The 19,630-nt window shown below is 67.0% G+C and carries 14 protein-coding genes and 1 pseudogene; 9 read left to right on the plus strand and 6 right to left on the minus strand.

Annotation, left to right across the window (positions count from 1 at the left end; all coding sequences use genetic code 11):
- Positions 1-138: 138 nt before the first annotated feature.
- The 9 genes and pseudogenes from ACYVGE_RS10155 (at position 139) to ACYVGE_RS10195 (ending at position 9,647) form a co-directional block, all read left to right on the plus strand.
- Positions 139-1,164, plus strand: a complete 1,026-nt coding sequence (locus ACYVGE_RS10155) for an AraC family transcriptional regulator (protein ID WP_460729530.1) — start codon at positions 139-141, stop codon at positions 1,162-1,164.
- A 241-nt stretch (positions 1,165-1,405) separates the two neighbouring features.
- Positions 1,406-2,362, plus strand: a complete 957-nt coding sequence (locus ACYVGE_RS10160; protein WP_460729531.1) for a hypothetical protein — start codon at positions 1,406-1,408, stop codon at positions 2,360-2,362.
- Positions 2,363-2,407: 45 nt separating this feature from the next.
- Positions 2,408-3,400 (plus strand): annotated as a pseudogene (locus tag ACYVGE_RS10165) (PLP-dependent cysteine synthase family protein); the annotation flags it as partial.
- Positions 3,392-3,955, plus strand: coding sequence for a glutaredoxin domain-containing protein (locus ACYVGE_RS10170; protein ID WP_460730557.1), 564 nt, complete (start codon positions 3,392-3,394; stop codon positions 3,953-3,955). The pseudogene ACYVGE_RS10165 and the gene ACYVGE_RS10170, both read left to right, overlap by 9 nt.
- A 190-nt stretch (positions 3,956-4,145) precedes the next feature.
- Positions 4,146-4,424, plus strand: a complete 279-nt coding sequence (locus ACYVGE_RS10175) for a hypothetical protein (RefSeq protein WP_460729533.1) — start codon at positions 4,146-4,148, stop codon at positions 4,422-4,424.
- 90 nt (positions 4,425-4,514) lie between these two features.
- Entirely contained in the window at positions 4,515-5,330 is an 816-nt protein-coding gene (ppk2, locus tag ACYVGE_RS10180; protein ID WP_460729535.1) for a polyphosphate kinase 2, read from the plus strand.
- 39 nt (positions 5,331-5,369) lie between these two features.
- Positions 5,370-7,064: a SulP family inorganic anion transporter gene (locus ACYVGE_RS10185; protein ID WP_460729537.1), complete on the plus strand. Its 1,695-nt coding sequence runs from the start codon at positions 5,370-5,372 to the stop codon at positions 7,062-7,064.
- A 37-nt stretch (positions 7,065-7,101) separates the two neighbouring features.
- Positions 7,102-8,250 carry an N-methyl-L-tryptophan oxidase gene (solA, locus tag ACYVGE_RS10190; RefSeq protein WP_460729539.1) on the plus strand — a complete coding sequence of 383 codons (1,149 nt, stop codon included), beginning with the start codon at positions 7,102-7,104 and terminating at the stop codon, positions 8,248-8,250.
- A gap of 179 nt (positions 8,251-8,429) precedes the next feature.
- The gene (locus tag ACYVGE_RS10195; protein ID WP_460729541.1) at positions 8,430-9,647 is read left to right on the plus strand and encodes a hypothetical protein; all 1,218 of its coding nucleotides are present in this window, start codon (positions 8,430-8,432) and stop codon (positions 9,645-9,647) included.
- Between the two features lie 78 nt (positions 9,648-9,725).
- Here ACYVGE_RS10195 and ACYVGE_RS10200 read toward each other — a convergent pair whose 3' ends face one another.
- The 6 genes from ACYVGE_RS10200 to ACYVGE_RS10225 form a co-directional block, all read right to left on the minus strand.
- On the minus strand, positions 9,726-10,487 hold the full coding sequence (locus tag ACYVGE_RS10200; RefSeq protein ID WP_460730558.1) for an SPFH domain-containing protein: 762 nt from the start codon (positions 10,485-10,487) through the stop codon (positions 9,726-9,728).
- A 121-nt stretch (positions 10,488-10,608) separates the two neighbouring features.
- Positions 10,609-10,872, minus strand: a complete 264-nt coding sequence (locus ACYVGE_RS10205; RefSeq protein WP_460729543.1) for a hypothetical protein — start codon at positions 10,870-10,872, stop codon at positions 10,609-10,611.
- 304 nt (positions 10,873-11,176) lie between these two features.
- Positions 11,177-13,528 (minus strand): winged helix-turn-helix domain-containing protein, encoded by a 2,352-nt coding sequence (locus ACYVGE_RS10210; RefSeq protein ID WP_460729545.1) that lies wholly within the window; start codon positions 13,526-13,528, stop codon positions 11,177-11,179.
- Positions 13,529-13,637: 109 nt separating this feature from the next.
- Entirely contained in the window at positions 13,638-14,138 is a 501-nt protein-coding gene (locus ACYVGE_RS10215) for a protease inhibitor I42 family protein (RefSeq protein WP_460729546.1), read from the minus strand.
- A 73-nt stretch (positions 14,139-14,211) separates the two neighbouring features.
- The gene (locus ACYVGE_RS10220) at positions 14,212-15,990 is read right to left on the minus strand and encodes a S8 family peptidase (RefSeq protein WP_460729548.1); all 1,779 of its coding nucleotides are present in this window, start codon (positions 15,988-15,990) and stop codon (positions 14,212-14,214) included.
- A gap of 66 nt (positions 15,991-16,056) precedes the next feature.
- On the minus strand, positions 16,057-19,620 hold the full coding sequence (locus tag ACYVGE_RS10225) for a YadA-like family protein (RefSeq protein WP_460729550.1): 3,564 nt from the start codon (positions 19,618-19,620) through the stop codon (positions 16,057-16,059).
- Positions 19,621-19,630: the final 10 nt, after the last annotated feature.

Consider the following 19,630-nt stretch of genomic DNA (forward strand, 5'->3'; position numbering starts at 1 on the left):
GTCTGCAGCGCCACCGCCCGCCGCTTGATCGAAACTCCCCGCGATTCGTCCCGGCATCCGGCAATGGCCCGGGCATGCGCCGGTTGATCGCGCGTCTGCCAGAATCGGCTTGCGTGATCGATGCTGGCAGGCAGCCCCATGAGCCACGACACCCTCTCCGATGTACTACGCACGGTGCGACTGCGCAGCGCGCTCTTCTACGATCTTTCCTGCGCGGGAAAATGGCTGGCCGAGGCACCGGCTTCCGGTGACATCGCCGGCGCGGTGATGTCCGACGTCGACCAGGTGATCCCGTACCACGTGGTCACCGCGGGTGAATGCTGGATCGGCCTGCAGGGAGAACAGCCGTTGCGACTGCGGCGCGGCGACATCGTGATCCTGCCGCAGGGCGACCCGCACGTGGTGTCGAGTGCGCCGGGTATGCGACCGGAGCCGAACGTGGACTGGTACGAGGAGATGAGACTGCACAAGCGGCCATTCCGGCTCGCCCAGGATGGCGTGGCAGCAACACCGGATCGCGAGGCATGCACGCTGGCACCGGGCGTCGACCATGAGACGGACACGTCCCTGGTCTGCGGTTTCATCGGCTGCGACAAACGCCCTTTCAATCCCCTGCTCGCGACCTTGCCCCGCTTGCTGCACCTGCCAGCCGCCGCGGGCAGCGCCTGGGGCGCGCAATTCGCGCAACTGGCGGCCACTGTCTCCGGCAGCCAACGCCCTGGCAGTGAGGTGCTGCTCGAGCGCATGAGCGAAATGATGTTCGTCGACGCCGTGAGCCGCCACATCGACAGCATGCCCGAGCAGTCCACCGGCTGGCTGGCGGGATTGCGCGACCGCTTCGTCGGCCGCGCCCTCGCGTTGATGCACGAGAATCCCGCCGCCGCGTGGAGCATCGACGAGCTCAGCAACCAGGTGGGCCTTTCGCGTTCGGCCCTGCACGAACGTTTTGTCGAACTCATCGCCCAACCGCCGATGCAATACCTGACGCAGTGGCGAATGCAGCTGGCATCGCGAATGCTGCTCGACAGCCAGTCGAGCGTGCTGTCGATCGCCCTCAAGACCGGCTACGAATCCGAGGCCGCCTTCGGCCGCGCCTTCAAGCGCCTGGTGGGCATGCCACCCGCCGCGTGGCGGCGCAGGCAAGGGCAGTTGGCCGCGCCCTGATCTGAATCGGGCGCCTGAATCGGCACGTCCAGAATCGGGCGCCTGAATCGGCACGTCCTGAATCGGCGGCGTGCATCGCGGCGCCGCCAATCTACAAACGAGCGGGTTCCGCCGATGCGCCACTGGCGCGTGCGCATCAATGCCGGACTTTCGGGCAAGCGTGGAGGACGACCGGTGGAGCGCGGGTCGCAGGGGCCATCGAACAATGGCCACCCTCCCCGCCCCGCACAGGAATGACAACGTGAACGCCGTTTCCATTGATTTCCCTGACTACATCGCCGACCACAGTCGCTACGCCAAGTGCATCGAAGTATCCAAGCGCGTCCGCTGGGAGATCGATCGCGACGTCATCCGCGACCGCCAGTTCGATTTCGACAACAAGTTCCTGCCCGACGGCTTGAGCCTGCTCGACCGCTCGATCCTGAAGAACAGCGATGAGCGTCGCTTGATGAGCCAGATCCAGGGCCGCAGTTACGCCAACATCTTTGGCCTGGTGGAGCGCTTCATCAATGCCAAGGTGCTGGAGTTGAGCCGGGACCACTGGCTGGGCGACCAGGTCGCGCTGGAAGCGCTGATTCGTTTCAGCGACGAGGAGCTCAAGCACCAGGAGCTGTTCCGCCGGATCGAAACGATGATCGCCGCCGCCATGCCCGCCGGTTACAGGAGCGCGGCCGATCCGAATGCCGTTGCCCAGGTCGTGCTGGGCAAGAGCACGTGGGCGGTGCTGGGCCTGACCTGCCATATCGAGCTGTTTACCCAGGCGCACTACCGCCAGAGCATCGAGCCGGACGCATCGCTGTCGGCGCTGTACAAGGACGTGTTCCTGTTCCACTGGCGCGAGGAATCGCAGCACGCGATCCTCGACGAGCTGGAGTGGCGCCGCATCGACGCACAACTCTCGCCGGCCCAACGCGACGCGGCGGTGGACGACCTGATTGCCCTGGTCGGCGCCGTCGACGGCATCCTGCAGGCACAGGCGCGCGCCGACGCCGACTACTTTTCCCTGATCGTCCCACGCTCCACGACGGCCGCCGAACGTGACCTTCTCGCGGCCAAGACGCTGGCCGCGTATCGCTGGCAGTACATCGTGTCTGGCGTGCAGGAACCCCGCTTCCAGAAAATATTGGGCGAGCTGGTCACCCCCGCGCAGATGCAACGCATCGGCACCGCGCTCGCCCCGCTGATGGCGGTGGCGTAACACCGGCCGCGCGTCTTCGCAGCCGCGGGCGTCGCCGCCCGAGCCATGCACCGGAGTTCCACCATGCACCCGACCGTCCTCGACACCATCGGCAACACACCCATCGTTCGATTGCAGCGGCTGGCGCCGCCGGGCATCGAGCTGTACGTCAAACTCGAGTCGCGCAACCCGGGTGGCTCGATCAAGGACCGTATGGCCGTGGCCGCGATCGAGGATGCGGAACAACGCGGCGTCCTGCGCCCCGGCCAGACCGTGGTCGAGGCCACCAGCGGCAATACCGGTATTGCATTGGCGATGGTCTGTGCCGCCAAGGGCTATCCGTTGGTCGTGGTCATGGCGGAAAACTTCAGCATCGAGCGGCGACGACTCATGCGCCTGCTCGGTGCACGGGTCGTGCTCACGCCGGCCGCGCTGAAGGGTTCGGGCATGCTGGCCAAGGCGCGGGAACTGGCCGCGCACCTGGATGGCTTCCTGGTCGAACAGTTCGACAATCCCGCGAACGCACGCGCCCACGAACTGGGTACCGCGCGCGAGATCCTCGCCAGCTTCGCCGACCGGCCGCTGGATTGCTTCGTCACCGGCGCGGGTACCGGCGGCACGTTGCGCGGCGTCGGCGCGGTGCTGCGCAAGGAAAGCCCCCACACCCGCATCGTCGTGTGCGAGCCGGACAATGCACCGGTGCTGGCCAGTGGTCGCGCGCAGCCACGGGACGGTTCCAGCCATCCGGCGTTCCGCCCGCATCTGATGCAGGGCTGGACGCCGGATTTCATACCCGGGCTCACCGCGGCGGCGGTCGCGGCCGGCACGATCGACCATGTGCAGGCGGTCGATGGCGACGAAGCCATCCGCGTCACCCGCGCACTGGCCAGCGAAGAAGGGATTCTGTCGGGCATTTCCGGCGGTGCGGCCGTGGCCGGTGCGCTGCACGTCTGCGCCACGCTCGCGCCGGGCAGCCGCGTGCTGGTGATGCTGCCCGACGCGGCCGATCGCTACCTGAGCACGGCATTGTTCGAAGAGATCGACGACGCCATGAACGACGCGGAGGTGGCGCTGTCCCATGCCACCCCGTTCGCACAATTCGGCGCGGCACCGGCGGTTGCCCCGTCGCCGGCAACCGGCGTGCAACTGCAACCCGGCGATGCGGCGGCGGATGCGGAACTCGAGGCCCTGCTCACGGATCGGGAGCAACCGGTACTGCTGTTTGGTTTCGCCTGGTGCGAATACGCCCGGGCAGTACGCCGGCTGTTCGCGCATCTCGGCGTTCCCTACCAGGCGGTGATCCTGGACGCGCCCGACATGCAGGCCGGCGATCGTGGTGGGCGCCTGCGGCGCGCGCTCGCACGACGCCTCGGGAAGTCGACGATTCCGCAGGTCTTCGTCGGCAACCAGCACATCGGTGGCTGCAACGAGACCTTCGCCGCGATGGCCGATCGCAGCCTTCTGCACAAGCTCGCCGGCGCCGGCGTGGTGGTGCTGGAGCCATCGGACGACTTCGATCCCACTTCATTCTTGCCAAATTGGCAGCAGCCTGCGGGCATGGTTCAGCCAGTGGCTCCGGCCAATGCGGACACGCCGCGGACGGCCGAGGCTTGACGCGAATCCCCTTCGGACGCGCTCTACGCCATAAGCCCAAGGGCCAATATCGCGGCAGCGCGGGGCGGTGTTTGATCAACTGCCGGACCACGTTCCACAGCGCACGACCTGCATCGGGCGTGGAACCGTCGTGACGCCGACGCGACGCGACGCGGCCCACAATCGCCTCGCTCGCCAGCAGAGAACCAGCATGCCCAACCAGACCGACGACGCGGGCACCATCCAGGCGCTACTGGACCGGCTGGTGAATTTCCGCCTGCCGCGGGCCATGGAGATCAAGAAGCGGGTCGACGCCGGCGAGCGCCTGACCGACGCCGACATCGCATTCCTGAAGAACGCGCTCGAGGACGGCCACCACGCGCTGAAGTACGTGGCGCGGAATCCGGAGTTCCAGGTATTGGGCTCGCAGATCATCGGGCTCTACGACGACATCGTCCGCAAGGCCACCGAGAACGAGAAAGGGGCATGACGCAACGTGGCGTGCCAGCGGACCGGACGAATCGGGAGCGCGGCGACAGCGGCGTAGTCACCCCCACTACGCACGAACGGAGCAGGCGGCATGAAACGTGACGACCAAACCGAAGCGCCTGGCGCCGAAACCGAGCCGATGAAGCGCAAGGAGTACGAGGCGGAGCTGGAAAAGCTCCACGCCGAGCTCGTCAAGCTGCAGCAGTGGGTGGTCGCGGAAGGACTCAAGGTCTGCATCGTGTTCGAGGGGCGCGATACCGCGGGCAAGGGCGGGACGATCAAGGCGATCATGGAGAGGGTGAGCCCGCGCGTGTTCCGGGTGGTGGCGCTACCCGCCCCGACGGAGCGCGAGAAGACCCAGATGTACATGCAGCGCTACATGCGGCACCTGCCGGCGGGGGGCCAGGTCGTGATCTTCGACCGCAGCTGGTACAACCGGGCGGGTGTGGAGCGGGTAATGGGGTTCGCGTCGGAGGACAAAGTACGCAAGTTCCTCGACACCACGCCGCTGGTGGAACGGGCGATGGTCGGCTCGGGAATCATCCTGCTGAAATACTGGCTGGAGGTCAGCGAGGAGGAACAGATCCGGCGCCTTAAAGACCGGGCGGACGACGAGCGCAAGATCTGGAAGCTGACGCCGATGGACCTGGAGTCGTACAGCCGCTGGTACGACTATTCGCGGGCGCGCGATGACATGTTCGCCGCCACGGACACATCGCATGCACCGTGGTACGTGGCGCGGACCGACGACAAGCGGCGAGGACGCCTCAACATCATCCGGCACATCCTCGACCACATCCCCTACGAGGAACTTCCGCGCAAGAAGATCAAGTTTCCCAAGCGGCAGAAACGCGGCGACTACGCCGAACCGGAGCATCCGTTCCGGTACGTCGATGAGCATTACTGAGCATCCCCGACCTGCAGGCCCCGGGTGACGACGATTCGCATGAACGGCTGGAAGCGTTGGCTGCCCGGGCTGCAGATCCTCAGCCGGTACGAAGCCGCCTGGCTGCCGCGCGACCTGATGGCCGGCCTGGTGCTGACCACGATGCTGGTGCCGGTCGGAATCGCCTACGCCGTGGCCTCGGGCGTCCCCGGGATCTACGGCCTCTACGCCACCATCGTCCCGCTGCTCGCGTATGCGCTGTTCGGCCCCAGCCGCATCCTGGTGCTGGGCCCGGATTCCGCGCTGGCCCCGGTGATCCTCGCCGTGGTGCTGCCGCTCTCCGCCGGCGACCCGGCGCGCGCCGTGATCGTGGCAAGCCTGATGGCGGTGGTGTCCGGGCTGGTGTGCATCCTGATCGGCCTCATGCGCCTGGGGTTCGTCACCGAATTGCTGTCCAAGCCGATCCGCTACGGCTACATGAACGGCATCGCGCTCACCGTGCTGGTCAGCCAGCTGCCCAAACTGTTCGGCTTCTCGATCGAAAGCACCGGGCCGCTGCGCGGCCTCGTGCGGATCGCGCGGGCGATCCTGGACGGCCAGGCCAACTGGACGGCGTCCGCCGTCGGTGCCGGCACGCTGGCGCTGATCCTGCTGCTCAAGCCCTACAAGCGCATCCCCGGCCTCCTGATCGCGGTGGTGGCCGCCACGGTCGTGGTCGGTGCGTTCGGCCTCGACGACAGCGCCGGGGTGAAGGTGCTCGGTCCGCTGCCGCAGGGCCTGCCGTCCTTCGACCTGCCCTGGATCGACCCCGCCCAGCTTGCACAGGTGGTGATCGGCGGCTGTGCGGTCGCCATGGTGGCGTTCGCCGATACCAGCGTGCTGTCGCGCACGTACGCGGCCAAGACCGGCGTACCGGTCGATCCGAACCAGGAGATGATCGGCCTGGGCGCCGCGAACCTGGCGGCCGGGCTGTTCCAGGGCTTTCCGATCAGCAGCAGTTCCTCGCGCACGCCCGTCGCCGGAGCCGCGGGCTCGAAGACCCAACTCACCGGCGTGGCCGGCGCGGTGGCGGTGGCCCTGCTGCTGCTGTTTGCGCCGAACCTGCTGCAGCACCTGCCCAGCAGCGCGCTGGCGGCGGTCGTGATCGCCGCGGCCATCGGGCTGTTCGAGTTCGCCGATCTCGGCCGCATCTTCCGTATCCAGCAATGGGAGTTCTGGCTCTCGATCGCCTGCTTCGTCGGTGTCGCCGTCTGGGGCGTGATCCCTGGCATCGGCATCGCGATCGCCATCGCGGTCATCGAATTCCTCTGGGACGCCTGGCGGCCGCACCACGCCGTGATGGGACGGGTCGACGGCATCCGCGGCTACCACGACATCCAGCGCTATCCCGAGGCGCGGCTGGTGCCGGGCCTGGTGCTGTTCCGCTGGGACGCGCCCCTGTTCTTCGCCAATGCCGAGCTGTTCCACCAGCGCGTGCTCGAGGCCGTGGCGCAATCGCCGACACAGGTGCGGCGCATCGTCATCGCCGCCGAGCCGGTCACCAGCATCGACGTGACCTCGGCGGACATGCTGGCCGAGCTTGAGCAATCCCTGCGCGGATCCGGCATCGAACTGCGGTTCGCGGAGATGAAGGATCCGGTGAAGGACACGCTGAAACGCTTCGAGATGCTGGACCGTTTCGGCGAGTTCCAGCCCACCATCGGCGCCGCCGTCGACGCCTACCTCGCGGAGCACGCGGTGGATTGGAAGCCCTGAAACACAAAGGGCGTCGGCAGGCGAAGGCATTCCCTCCATGAGCAGGACCTACGACACAGTGGTGATTGGCGCTGGCGTGTTCGGCGCATGGACCGCCTGGCATCTGCTGCGCGCCGGCCAGCGGGTGCTGCTGATCGACAAGTATGGGCCGGCCAGCGCGCGCGCCAGTTCCGGCGGAGAAACGCGGGTGATCCGCATGGCCTATGGGCAGGACGAGATCTACACCCGCATGTCGCGGCAGTCGTTGCCCCTGTGGAAGGAATTCTTCGCACGGATCGGGAACCCCGGGTTGTTCCGCGAAACCGGTGTGCTGTGGCTGGCAGCGGCCGAAGACGCGGCAGCCGCGCAGTCGGTTGCAGTGCTGACTCGGAACGGCATCCGGCACCAGGTGCTCGATCACGATGCGCTTGCGCGGCGCTATCCGCAGATCGTGATTGCGCCCGACGGCTGGGCGATCTTCGAACCGGATAGCGGCGGACTATTCGCGCGTCGCGCCGTCCAGGCCGCCGTCGAAGACAACCTGCGTGCCGGGGCCGAGCTTTGCATCGCTGCAGTCAATGCTCCAGACGGCGACACGCACCTTGCGGAAATCAGGACCGATGCGGGCGAAGCGATCCGCGCCGATCGTTTCGTGTTTGCATGCGGTCCATGGCTGGGCGGCGTGCTGCCGGACGTGCTCGGCGGACGCATCTTTCCCACCCGCCAGGAAGTGTTCTATTTCGATACTCAGGGCGATCGGCTTTTTTCTTCGCCCACCCTGCCGATCTGGCTCGATTTCGGGCGCGACTACTACGGATTCCCGGATCTCGATAGTCGTGGCTTCAAGCTCGCGCACGATGCGCACGGCGAAGCGTTCGATCCCGACACGCTCGAGCGTCGACCCACCCCGGCGCGGATCGCGCACGCGCGCGACTTTCTGGCCCTGCGCTTTCCTGCGTTGGCCGCGGCACCGCTGCTCAAGGCCGAAGTCTGCCAATACGAGAACACCTGGAACGGCGACTTCGTCATCGACCGCCATCCGTCCTTCGACAACGTCTGGATCGCTGGCGGCGGCTCCGGCCACGGCTTCAAGCACGGCCCGGCGGTGGGCGCGTACCTGGTCGAGCGCATGCTCAATGACGCGCCGGCCGAACCGCGCTTCAGCCTGGCCACGAAGCAGGCCATGCAGAAACGCGAGGTTCACTGAAATACCGCAAGCGCGGGAAACGAATGGCTCGACGGCTACGGCACGCGCGCCGGGTTGATCCACGTCGCCTTCATCACCGGAAAGAGTACGCTGGCACAGCACCTCTTCATGCTGCCGCGATGTCGCACAAGCCTCGATCGCAACGCGTTGGTCCGTGCATCCATTCTGCGACGGCCTGGATGCTGCTGCTCGTGAGCACAGCCGCAGTCGCGGCTCCGGACACGCAGGATTGCGCGCAATACTTCCTGCAGGAACTGGGCTGGCGCTTCCTTCCTTCCGATGGGGCGTCGGTTGAGATCCAGCCGGGCACGCCCTGCGATCGCGCCAGCCTGCCCGAAGCACAGGCCGCAGGCGACCTCGTTGTCCGCATTCCCCAACGCCTCGACGCCACGGCGCGCGCGCAACTGAGCGAAACATTGCTCCATCATCCGGCGACCCTGTGTGCGTACGGATTCGAGCTGGGCGCGGCGACGCGCCGAGCGGTCGACCGACTGGTCGAAAACCACGGCTTCCGCTTCTCCGCCATGCAGATCGGGTGGATCGGCTTCGGCCCCACGGGTTCGGCGCACGATGGCTGGGAGCCAATCGCTTGGTTCGGACGTGGCTACCAACCACGCGGCGCCAATTCGCGCGCGATCGAAGCGTTCTACACCGGGCAGGTGCGCGGTGAGTGCGGCTTGGGGCGGCAGATCGCCCAGTACGCGACGCAGGCGGAGTTGTATGGCAGCAAGGGGTTCGACACAGCGTTCGATGCAGACGAAATCGTCATCGGCACGTTCAATCGTCTGCACCCCAGTCGCAGCATCCTGCTCGGAACATCCGCGGGTCGCTTCACCAGGGACGGCCACGCCATCGCTGCTGCGGCTTCCGGTCGCCAGGCTTTCATGGGCCTGCCTGGCTTCATCTTCCCCGCGTTTGACCGCAGCACGCTGGATGACCTCAACAACCAGGCCGAGAACTTCGTTGTCTACGACGTCGGCGCCGAGGCTGCCGCGGCGTTACGAAGCCATGGCGGCTTCGAGTTCTACAACACACGCAACCAGACGATCTGGTCACTCGCCCAGTCGCTACCGGGCCGCAAACCACCGCGATACTTCCAGCGCCTGCTGATCGAGCGCGATCCCGCCCTGTGGGCGGGCCTGTCCACGGAGGCCAGAGCGACGGTCGCCCAGCTCGATGCCGAGCTCGCCGATCCCTTCTACCGCGATTTTCAGATCTACGTGCATAAGCAGGGCATCAAGCCGGTCGGCTTCCATATCGCCCGCCTGCTCGACCGGAATCCGCGCACTCCGTTCCGCATCGAACTCGCGCTGCACAACCTGCACACCACGTTGTATGACCGCTACGTGGCGTACCGCCTGGGCGCGTGCCATCAAAAGGCCATGGCGTCCTATTGAGCGAAGTCAGTACTGGCAGTCCGCTCCGGGCCCTGAAGCGGACACTCTCAGCGGCTCCCGAAGGAAGCCGCCGGCGGTTCACCTGACGACGACGTTCGTGCCCTGCGGCACGAGGTAGCACGCGGCTGCCTTCTTGCACGCTTCGGCCTGGATCTCGGCCAACTGGCGCGCAAGATACTGCTCGGGCGACAGGCCCATCTTGTTGCGGTAGGCGTTGTCGGCTTCGGCCGTGGCTTCCTGTTCCAGCTTGCGCTGCTGCTCGGCGATCGTGGCGGCCACCAGCGTCAGGTTGCGCTGCTGTTCGGCCGCCGTATTGTTCATCTGCGCCAGCACGTTGTCGTTCGGCTTGGCCTTGCCGAGATTGACCGCCATCACCTCCACCCGAATGCCGGACGCCTTGACCAGCGCACGCAACGCGTCGGTCACTTCCTGGTCGACCTTCTCGGCCGCCACGGGGTCGGACATCATCTGCGCCATCTTCTCGGACTTCACCGCCCTGCGCACGATCGAGTTGTAGGGCGACACCACATTGTTCTCCCACCAGTGCGGACCGAAGCGCTTCAGGGTGTCCGCCGCATCGACGACGCGCAGCTGCACGCTGGTGTCGAAGTCGAGCAGGATGTTGTCCATCGACGAGAGGTCCTGGAACGGTACGTGCAGGGTCTGCGGCGCGGTGGTGACGTAGATGATCGTGGTGGACGGCCAGGTCACGTCGCGACCTTCGGTCAGGACGTCGGGCCGGATGCCTTCATGGCCGACGAAGTACGGGCGATCCTGGTAGACGGCGACGTCACCCGGATCGGGCTGGGCGACGGTGCAGCCAATGGTGAGAAGGGTCATGCACGGCAGGATGGCGAGCATCATGAAACGACGGACAGAAAACTTCACTTGGTTTGCCTTTTGGAGTGTTGGTTGGTCCAGGGCGCTGGTGGATTGGCGCCCTTGAACCATCATGCGAGTCCTACTGCCTCGACGAAACCGCAATCACCTTGACCAGGGAAACAATCACCAGTACGGATGACGCGGAAAAGACCATGTTGATGTAGCTCCTTTCATTGTAGGCATGTTTGAAAACAATGAGCGCTAATACGAGCACATAGAGAATGGCTGACAAGAGTGCGGGCTTTATTGCTTTCATGACTGTCGTTCCCTCCAGTTTCGGGTGTCCCTCCTGAGACAGTGAGGGCACGGTTTCCTTACGCTCGTTCCAAAGACCTTCGAGCACGGCAACTCGCCGTGGGACTTCCATGCCACTGCGCGTGAGCGATGAAACCGTCTGAGTGCGCCGCGAATCAGGCTGGAACGCGACGGAAGCCCCTGCTTGCCGTCGTATTCAGATGTACCCGCTCTTGGCAGTGCTGCCCAGATCTGAGCCGAGAACATGCGGTTCGCGTTTTGGGAACATGTCTGCCGTGGCCTTTGCCATGTCGTCAGTCGGCCTGCAGGCCATCGCCAATCAGTCAGTGATCCCAACTCGCCGGGACACTGCGCAACGGTGGTCTCTGACCACGCCAGGACCATTCGGTGCGCTACAACACCGGTTCCACGGCGATGTCCCGTTCGCCCCGCAGTGCCTGCACGCGCTCGAGGGCATTGGCGGCCATGCCCGGATCACCCAGCGCGCGGTAAAGCGCGAGTGTCGTCCATGCCACGCGGTAGTCCGAAGCGGCGAAAGCATCCAGGTCGCCGAGCACGGCCGCGGCGGCATCGGGCTGGCCCCGATCCAGCAGCAGTCTGGCCTGCAGTAGTCCGGTCCGGACCCGGTCGTCCGGACTGCCCGTGCGTTCGGCGCCGGCCTGCGCCAGGCGTGCCATCTGCAAGGCGTGCTCGGCGCGCCCTTCGCTCTGGGCTACCAGCGCACGGGCCACATCCCACGATGTCGTGGCGCCATCCGAAGTGGTGGCGCCCTGCGTCGGCGATCGCGACAACCAGTAACGCGCCGTGCCGGCATCGCCATTGCGAAGTGCCGCCTGGACCGCGGTGAGCGCCAGGGAACCCGGTACCCGGCCCGCATTGGGGTGGTGCCGCGCCAACGCTCCCGCTTCGGTCCGTGCATTCCGGGCCAACTGCAATCGCAGCATCAATTCCTGCAGCCCCGGGCTGGTCTCTTCCACACCCAGCGCCCGGAGTCCGGCGATGCTCTGCGCGGCCGCACTGATTCGTCCGTTCGCCAGCAGGACCAGGGTCCTGACCGTAGCAATCCGGATGGTCAGCTCAGGGTCTTCCAGCGTTTTCACCAAGGCGTCGGCGCGCTGGATCGAAGCGGCGGCATCCGCCGGCTGCACGAGCTGCAGTTGCGTTGCAGCCTTGGACATCAGGGTGACGGCGAGATAGTCGCTCACGTCGAAGCGTTCGAACACCGCTATCGCGCGGTCGAATTCCTGCAAGGCCTGCGAATAGTGTCCGCGCCTGGTTTCCATCTGACCGAGGTTGCTGCCGACCGTGGCGGCTTCGATCAGGTTGCCGGAGCGCTGCATCGCGATCCGGGCACGGCCCATGTCCTGCACCGCCGCATCCATCTTGCCCTGCTGTACGCGCGCGACGCCGCGCCCGTTGTAGGCGTTTCCTAGCAATGCGGGATCGTCGACATCGCTCGCGCGCGATTCCAGCACCGTCAACGCCTCGGTGTAGCGGGATTCGGCAGCGGGGAAATTGCCGCGGCGGATCTCGACGGCGCCCTGGCCCATGAGCGCCTTGGCGCGGATTCCATCGGTCATCGCGCGCTGGCCGCCGAGCACCTTCTGGAAGATCGCGGCCGCCTCATCGATGCGTCCGGCGCGATATTCGATCTGGCCTTCGCGCACGCGCAGCGCGGGTTCGTCGCGCTCCTTCGCCGGCGCGCCCTCGATCAGGCGGCGCGCGTTGGCGATCTGTCCGGCGAGGAGCTCGGCATCGATCTGCTGCACCCGCTCGACCATCGGACTGGGCGTGGCTTCCCTGGCCTTGCTGTCCAGGCCAAGGCGTCGAAGCCATGAATCGGACACCGCGGCCGCGGCGGTCAGCGCGGTCGCGCCGCGTGCCTCGATGATTTGCGGCTGCCGCCCCGCTTCGTGCAGGTTGAGGCGCATGCGCCATCCCTGTCGATCGTGCAGCGCTTCCGGCGCGACGATCCAATGCGCAGCGCTGATCGACTGCAGCTTCTGCAAACCGTCCGCGGTGATCGGCTTCGAATCGCCGACCTGCGCACTCAGGTGCATCGCCTGGTCGCTGGGAAGCACCTTCAAACCACTGCGGCGCAGGCGGCTGGCGAGGTAATCCATGGCGCCCAGGCGAACCCAGTCGTCCTCGCCTTCGCTCGGCGTGACCACGACCGGAAGCACCAGCGCTACATTGCCGTGCGATTGCGGCGCCGATCCCGGGCGAGCGCCGGGCCAATAGCGGTGCAACGCCCAGCCCGCGACGACGACCGCAACCAGTAACAGAACCAGCCAGGACCATGGCGCGCGCGCACGTACGGCTGCTGCCGGTGTCTCATTGCCTGTGGGCATGGCCTCGTTGTCCGGCAACGCGACTGCAGCTGCCCCGGTCGCCGAGTCATCGGACACCGTGTCCACGGAAGCAGCGACTTCCTGCACCGGTGCTACCCAGCGATAACCGAAGCGTGGAACCGTGCGGATGAGCGATTGCCGGTCGCCGGTGTCGTCGAGCGCCTTGCGTGCGCGCAGCAACGTCTGCGCCACCACCGTGTCACTGACTTCGACGCGTCCCCACACGGCGCTGATGAGCTCATCGCGTCCGACCGCGCGATTGCGGTTGGCGATCAGGTGCACCAGGCATTCGAACGATTTCGGAGGCAAAGCGATGCGCTCGCCGCGCCGCAGGAGTTCGCGGGACGCCGGGTCGAGCTCAAATTCGCCAAACCGGTATCTCGGAAGGCGCATCGCGCCGGCCCTGCCTCTTGACGCCCCGACACACCATGCAACGGGCTGCGCGTCGCGCATGCTAAGCGATCTGCGCCGCCGATTCTGTGCCGCCAATGGCGGACACCCGCTACTGGCGGACGGTGATCTCGAACTGGACCACGCGCGCAGATGCGGACTCGACGCCCAGCGGTTGCTGATAGGCGAAGCGGAGCACCGCGCGTCCGGGCTGCTCGGCGCGGAAACCCCAGGTATGGATGCGCCCACCGGTTACCGGCTCTACGCCGGGATCGCTCTCCATGCGCAGCATCGAACCCACTTCGCGCTCCAGCACCCAGCGGTAGCCCGTGGCGGGACTCGCCGGAAGATGAATGCGCAGGATCTGCCCGGTCTGGATGCAGATGGGCGCAGCGGCATCGGTCGGACCGATGTCCAGTTCATTCGTTGAGGCCGCTCGCTCGCGGTGATCGGCGTCGCCTGCGCAATCCTGTTGCTGGTGCGCCGTGCGATCCGGCGCGCTCGCGACCGTTGCGGCGGCGGCATCTGTCCACGGCCCGCGAAGGTCGTCGCCGACCTGGCAGGCCGCCAGCAGGACGACCGACAGACCGAGCCAGCGTCGTCGAAAAAACATGCAACTCTCCATGGAACCCTTGGTACGGCCGGGGCGTCACCGCCCCGGCCGTCTCCCTGACCGTCCGCGGAGGTCAGTACACCTTCGCGCGCACCATCACACCCGACGCGGCGGCGGATGCGGTCACCTTGAGGTAGTAGTGGCCGGCGGCAGGCCCGCTGATGGTGATGATCTGGTTCGTACCCGGGCGCGCCGACATGCCGATGTTGGCAGCGGGCATCGGTTCGGCCTCGTAGTTGGCGTACGCCGCGAGCGTGCCGCGGCCGCCGTACATGGTGAACTCGAGCCCGGTGGCGCCGACCGGAACGTCGACCACAAACATCACGCTCAGGCCCGCACCCAACGCCGGCATCGCCTGCGCGACGTTCGGAACCAGCGGCGTACCCGTCAGCGGCTGGCCGAAGTTCTTGGCGCGATCGACGGCGGCTGCAGCGTCGAGGATGCCGGTGCCCTCGGCCACTGGCGGCTTGATCACGAACGGACGCGTCGAGGCCTTCAGCAGTCCTTCGACCACGGCCGGCGTCAGCGGTTGCGGGGCCACGCTCTGCATCAGCGCGACCACGCCGGCGACATGCGGGCTCGCCATCGAGGTACCGGTGTAACCCGCGTAGATCGGAGCGTTGGGAGCCGAGGTGCCGTTGTTGAGGGTCGACCAGATGTAGCCGTTGGGATTGCCTTCCACGCCGGCACCGCCAGGCGCGGAAAGATCGACGCCGGCGCCGTAGTTGGAATAGCCCGCGCGCTGGCCGCCATAGCCACTGGCGCCGACGGAGACGACGTTCGGGCAGCTGGCCGGCGAATGCCCCGTCACGTCGGAGTTGTCGTTGCCGGCTGCGACCACCACGGTCGTGCCAAGCGACACCGCCGTGTTGATGGCCGCCTGCGTGTCGGTATCGCAGGCATGGTTGCCACCCAGGCTCATGTTGATGACTTCGGCCGGGTAAGGATTGGCCGGCATGCCCGGGACAGTGCCGCCCGCGGCCCAGACGATGGCGTCGTTGATGTCGGAGGTGTAGCCACCGCACTTGCCCAATACACGCAACGGCACGACGCGCGCGTCGTAGGCGATGCCGGCACCACCGACGGCATTGTTGGTCACTTCGGCGATCGTGCCGGACACGTGCGTGCCGTGCCAGCTGCTGTTGCTGGCCGGCGAACCCGCGCCGCAATAGCCGGCCGGTGAGGCGTCGCCGAGATCCCAACCGCCCGGCACGCGTTCGTCGGTGGCGCGGCCGGAAATGAACGCGTCGGAGATGAAGTCATAGCCCGGCAACAGGTTCGGCTCCAGGTCCGGGTGATGGGTCGCGCCGGTATCGATCACCGCCACCACCACGCCCGCACCCGTGGCGCCCGTGTCCCACGCCGTGGTAACGCGAGCACCGCCGGTGCCGGTGCCGTAATGCCACATCTGGTGCGTGGCCAGCACGGGATCGTTGGGCATGGCGGCCGGATGCATGATGGCGTCGACCTTGATGGATTCGACGTTCGGATCGGCGGCGATCGCGCGCATCAGCGTTTCGGCTTGGCTGCGGCTGAGGCGCTGGGACGCCCTGATCACGTGCTTGCCGTTCGCGGTCTCGCGCAGGGTGCTGACGTGCAGCGCGGCGGAGCCTTTCAGGCCGGCGATCTGCGCGCCCATGCCGGGACGCGCGCGATCGGTGGCGGCATCGAGCGCGCGCTGGCGTGCGGCCGGCTGCACGCGCTCGGCGCTGCCGTTGCGGTACTTGACGATGAAGCGCGGCGACACCGTGGCGTCGTTCAACGACGACAGGTCGATGGTGGCGCTGGCGGCCAGGGCCGGCGCGCAGGCGCTGGCGAGGAGAACACTCAGAACAGTGCGACGAAGAGTCATGACTGGAATTCCTGGGTATGCGATTGATCGCGGCGCCCGGGATCGGGCGCCGCGTGTACGGATGGGTTACAGATCGATACCGAAGCCGATGCCGGCCGAGGTGTCGTCGCTGCTGAAGGCGCCGCCGAGCGAGAACGAGGCACGTTCGCCGATCTGCTTGGAGTAGCCGACCGACAACGCGCTCTCGCCGTTCTGCCAGCCGGCACCCACGCCGATGCGGCCACGCGGGCTGCGGCTGTTGGCCGCATTGATCGCCATGTTCATCATCGCGGCGTTCATTGCGCCCTCGCGGTCGATGCGCTGGTCCTGCTGGCCCAGGCGATTGCTGATATCCAGGAACTGGTCATCCATCGCCTGGAGGCGGCTATCGGTGTAGGCGTTGGCGCGGGTCAGCGTCTGCGTGGCCGTGCTGTCGGTGTAGACATTGGCCGAGGCCAGCGTCTGTACTGCGGTGGAGTCCGTGTAGGCATTGGCCGACGACAGCGTCTGCACTGCGGTGGAGTTGGTATGGGCATTGGCCGAAGCCAGCGTCTGCACTGCGGTGGAGTCGGCATGGGCATTGGCCGACGCCAGCGTCTGCACTGCGGCGGAGTCGGTATGGGCATTGGCCGAAGTCAGCGTCTGCACTGCGGCTGAGTCGGTATGGGCATTGGCCGAAGCCAGCGTCTGCACTGCGGTGGAGTCGGTATGGGTATTGGCCGAAGCCAGCGTCTGCACTGCGGTGGAGTCGGTATGGGCATTGGCCGAGGTCAGCGTGGCGGCATCCCCGGTAGCGGCCACCGCGGTAGCACTGGCCACCGCCGTGTCGAGTACGCCGGCAACCTGCTGGTCGGTGTAGGCGTTGGCCTGCGTCACGGCGGTGCCCACTGCGTTGCTGGCAGCAGACATGGCGTTGTCCGCAGTCGCTTGTGCATTGCCCGCCGCTGTCAGCGCGGTGTCCGCAGTCGATTGCGCATTGCCCGCCACTGTCAGCGCGGTGTCTGCTGTCGTTTGTGCGGTGTTCGCCGCCGTCAGCGCGGTGTCCGCTGTCGTCTGCGCGGTATTCGCCGCCGTCAACGCGGTGCCTGCGACGCTCTGTGCAGCGTCCGCCGTCGTCTGCGCACCCCCGGCCGCGGCCAGTGCGGTGTCCGCCGTCGTCTGCGCGGTGTTCGCCGCCGCCAGCGCGGTGTCCGCTGTCGTCTGTGCGGTGTTCGCCGCCGTCAACGCGGTGCCTGCGACGCTCTGTGCAGCGTCCGCCGTCGTCTGCGCACCCCCGGCCGCGGCCAGTGCGTTGTCCGCCGTCGTCTGCGCATTGTTGGCCGTCGTCTGCGCGGTGTTCGCCGCCGTCAGCGCGGTGTCCGCCGTCGCCTGCGCGGTGTTGGCCGCCGTCAATGCGGTGTCCGCCGTCGTCTGCGCGGTATCCGCCGTCGTCTGCGCCGTGTTCGCCGCCGCCAATGCGGTGTCCGCCGTCGTCTGCGCGGTGTTCGCCGCATCGCTCACCACGTCGAGCTGGCCCTTGTTGACCGCATCGGTCGCCTCAGTACCGGCCGCGACGTTGGTGACCTGACGTTCGGCCCCAATGGCGCCCACCGACACCGTGCCGACACGATCGGCCAGCGAGTTGGAGCCGATCGCGATGGCGTTGTCCGCCAGGACCATCGCGCCGTTGCCGAGCGCGGTGGCGGAGGCTGCGTCGGCCACGGCAAAGCTGCCCAGCGCGACGCTGTCATCGCCATTGGCGGCGCTGTTGTAGCCGGCGGCCACACTGTTGAGGCCGATGGCGAACGCGTTGGTGCCCATGGCGGTGGCGTAGTCGCCGCCGGCATAGGCGTAGGCGCCGAACGCCGAGGAGTACAGGTTCATCGCCTGGCTGCCGTCGCCATAGGCCGAGGCGGATGCACCCATGGCCTGTGCGACGTTGCCGAAGGCGACGGCACCGTCGGCCATGGCGGCGGCATCGGTGCCGAAGGCCATGGCGTTGTTGATGTCCGCACCACCAGCCACGCCCACGTGGGCGCCGATACCGAACGCGGTATTCGCGATGCCGAAACCGCCCCACGCCTCCGCGCCCATGCCGATGGCGATGTCCTGGTGCCAGGTGGCGATGGCGGAATCACCGAGCGCGATGCTGTCGATGCCCCAGGCCACGCTTTCCGAGCCAACGGCGATCGCCTTGACGTCGTGGGCCTCGCTCAGCAGGCCGATCGCGACGCTGGAATGGCCGTGCGCGTCCGCCTTGAAGCCCAGCGCGGCCGCGCCGTTGATGACGGTCGGATCCAGCGAGTTGTACTTGCCGGTGCCGCCCTGCGTGCTGTCGAAGTCGCTGGTGGAGGCAGCGGGGCCGACGGCCGTGTCGTAGTTGCCCCACGTGTAGGTGGCGCTGCCGAAGGATTGCGCGCCGATGCCCAGTGCCACCGCGCGGCCGTACTGGCCACTGAAGCTGGGATTGGGCCGCGCCGGACTGCCGAACGCCGTACCCCAATCGAGGTAGCTGCCGACGGCGCTCGAGCCCTGGCCAACGGAGTAGGCGTACGTACCGATGGCCTGGGACTGCCATCCGTAGGCGATCGCACCGTTGCCGAATGCCGTGCCCCACCCGCGCGCCGCGCCGGCGGAGAAGCCGACCACGGTGGAGTTCGTGTCCTTCATGATGGGCAGGTAGAGCGTGTAGCCGGTGACCGGATCCTTGAGGGGATTTCCGGAGGCATCGACCTGCCTCAGGATGGTGTCGCCCGACGTCGTAGCGCCCGCGCCGATCACGACGTTGTTGGTGCCCTGCGATGCCGCACCGGCGCCGATGACCGTCGAGTTGGTGGCCACGCCCGAGGTGTAGACCGGGCTGACATCACCGAACCCGGTGATGAGCGTGCCGACGCGCGCATCGGCGCGTGCACCGTTGCCGATGACGACGGTGCTGTTGCCGTTCGCCTTGGCCGAGGTGCCGATGGCGATGGCGTTCTGCGTGGGCGTCGAGAGCGTGGTCTGCACCATCGTGGTCACGCCGGCGGTGGTGGTCGCAGTCACCGAGTTGATGGTGTTCTCCACCGTCGCGCCGTTGCCCATCGCGATGTCGCTGTTGCCGTTCGCACGCGAAGCGTTGCCGATCGCGATGCTGTTGGCATTGCTGGCCGGACCGTTGCTGGTCGTGGTCGTCGTGGTGACCGTGTTGGGCGTGCCCTGCACGGTGGTCTTGGTGGTGGTGGTGTTCAGCGACTGGGTCTGGGCCTGGTTGCCCACCGCAATGCTGTTGTTGCCGGTGGCCACCGACTGCACGCCCACGGCCACGGTTCCGGTGCCCAGCGCCTGGGCGGCGGCGCCGACGGCGGTGGCGTTGTTGCCGTTGGCCCAGGTGATCTCGTTCGGGTCGACCAGGCCGTCACCGTCGAGGTCGATCCAGGAACCGATCGCCGTGGTGTTCTTGCCACTGGCGGTGGTCTCGTCGCCGATCGCCGTAGCGCCGGCACCGTTGGCCTTGGCGTCCGGACCGCAGGCCAGCGCCTCGGCGCCCGGGGCGGTGCTGTCGATGGGAAGCGGAACGCCGGCGTCGTCGACGAGCTGGCAGTTGGTGCCTGCATAGACCGGCGAGGCCAGGACGGACAGGAGCGCTACGGTGAGAAAACGGCGTTGCAGTTTATTGGGCGTCGCAGACATGGCGGTTCTC

This window comes from Lysobacter rhizosphaerae, assembly GCF_054779795.1.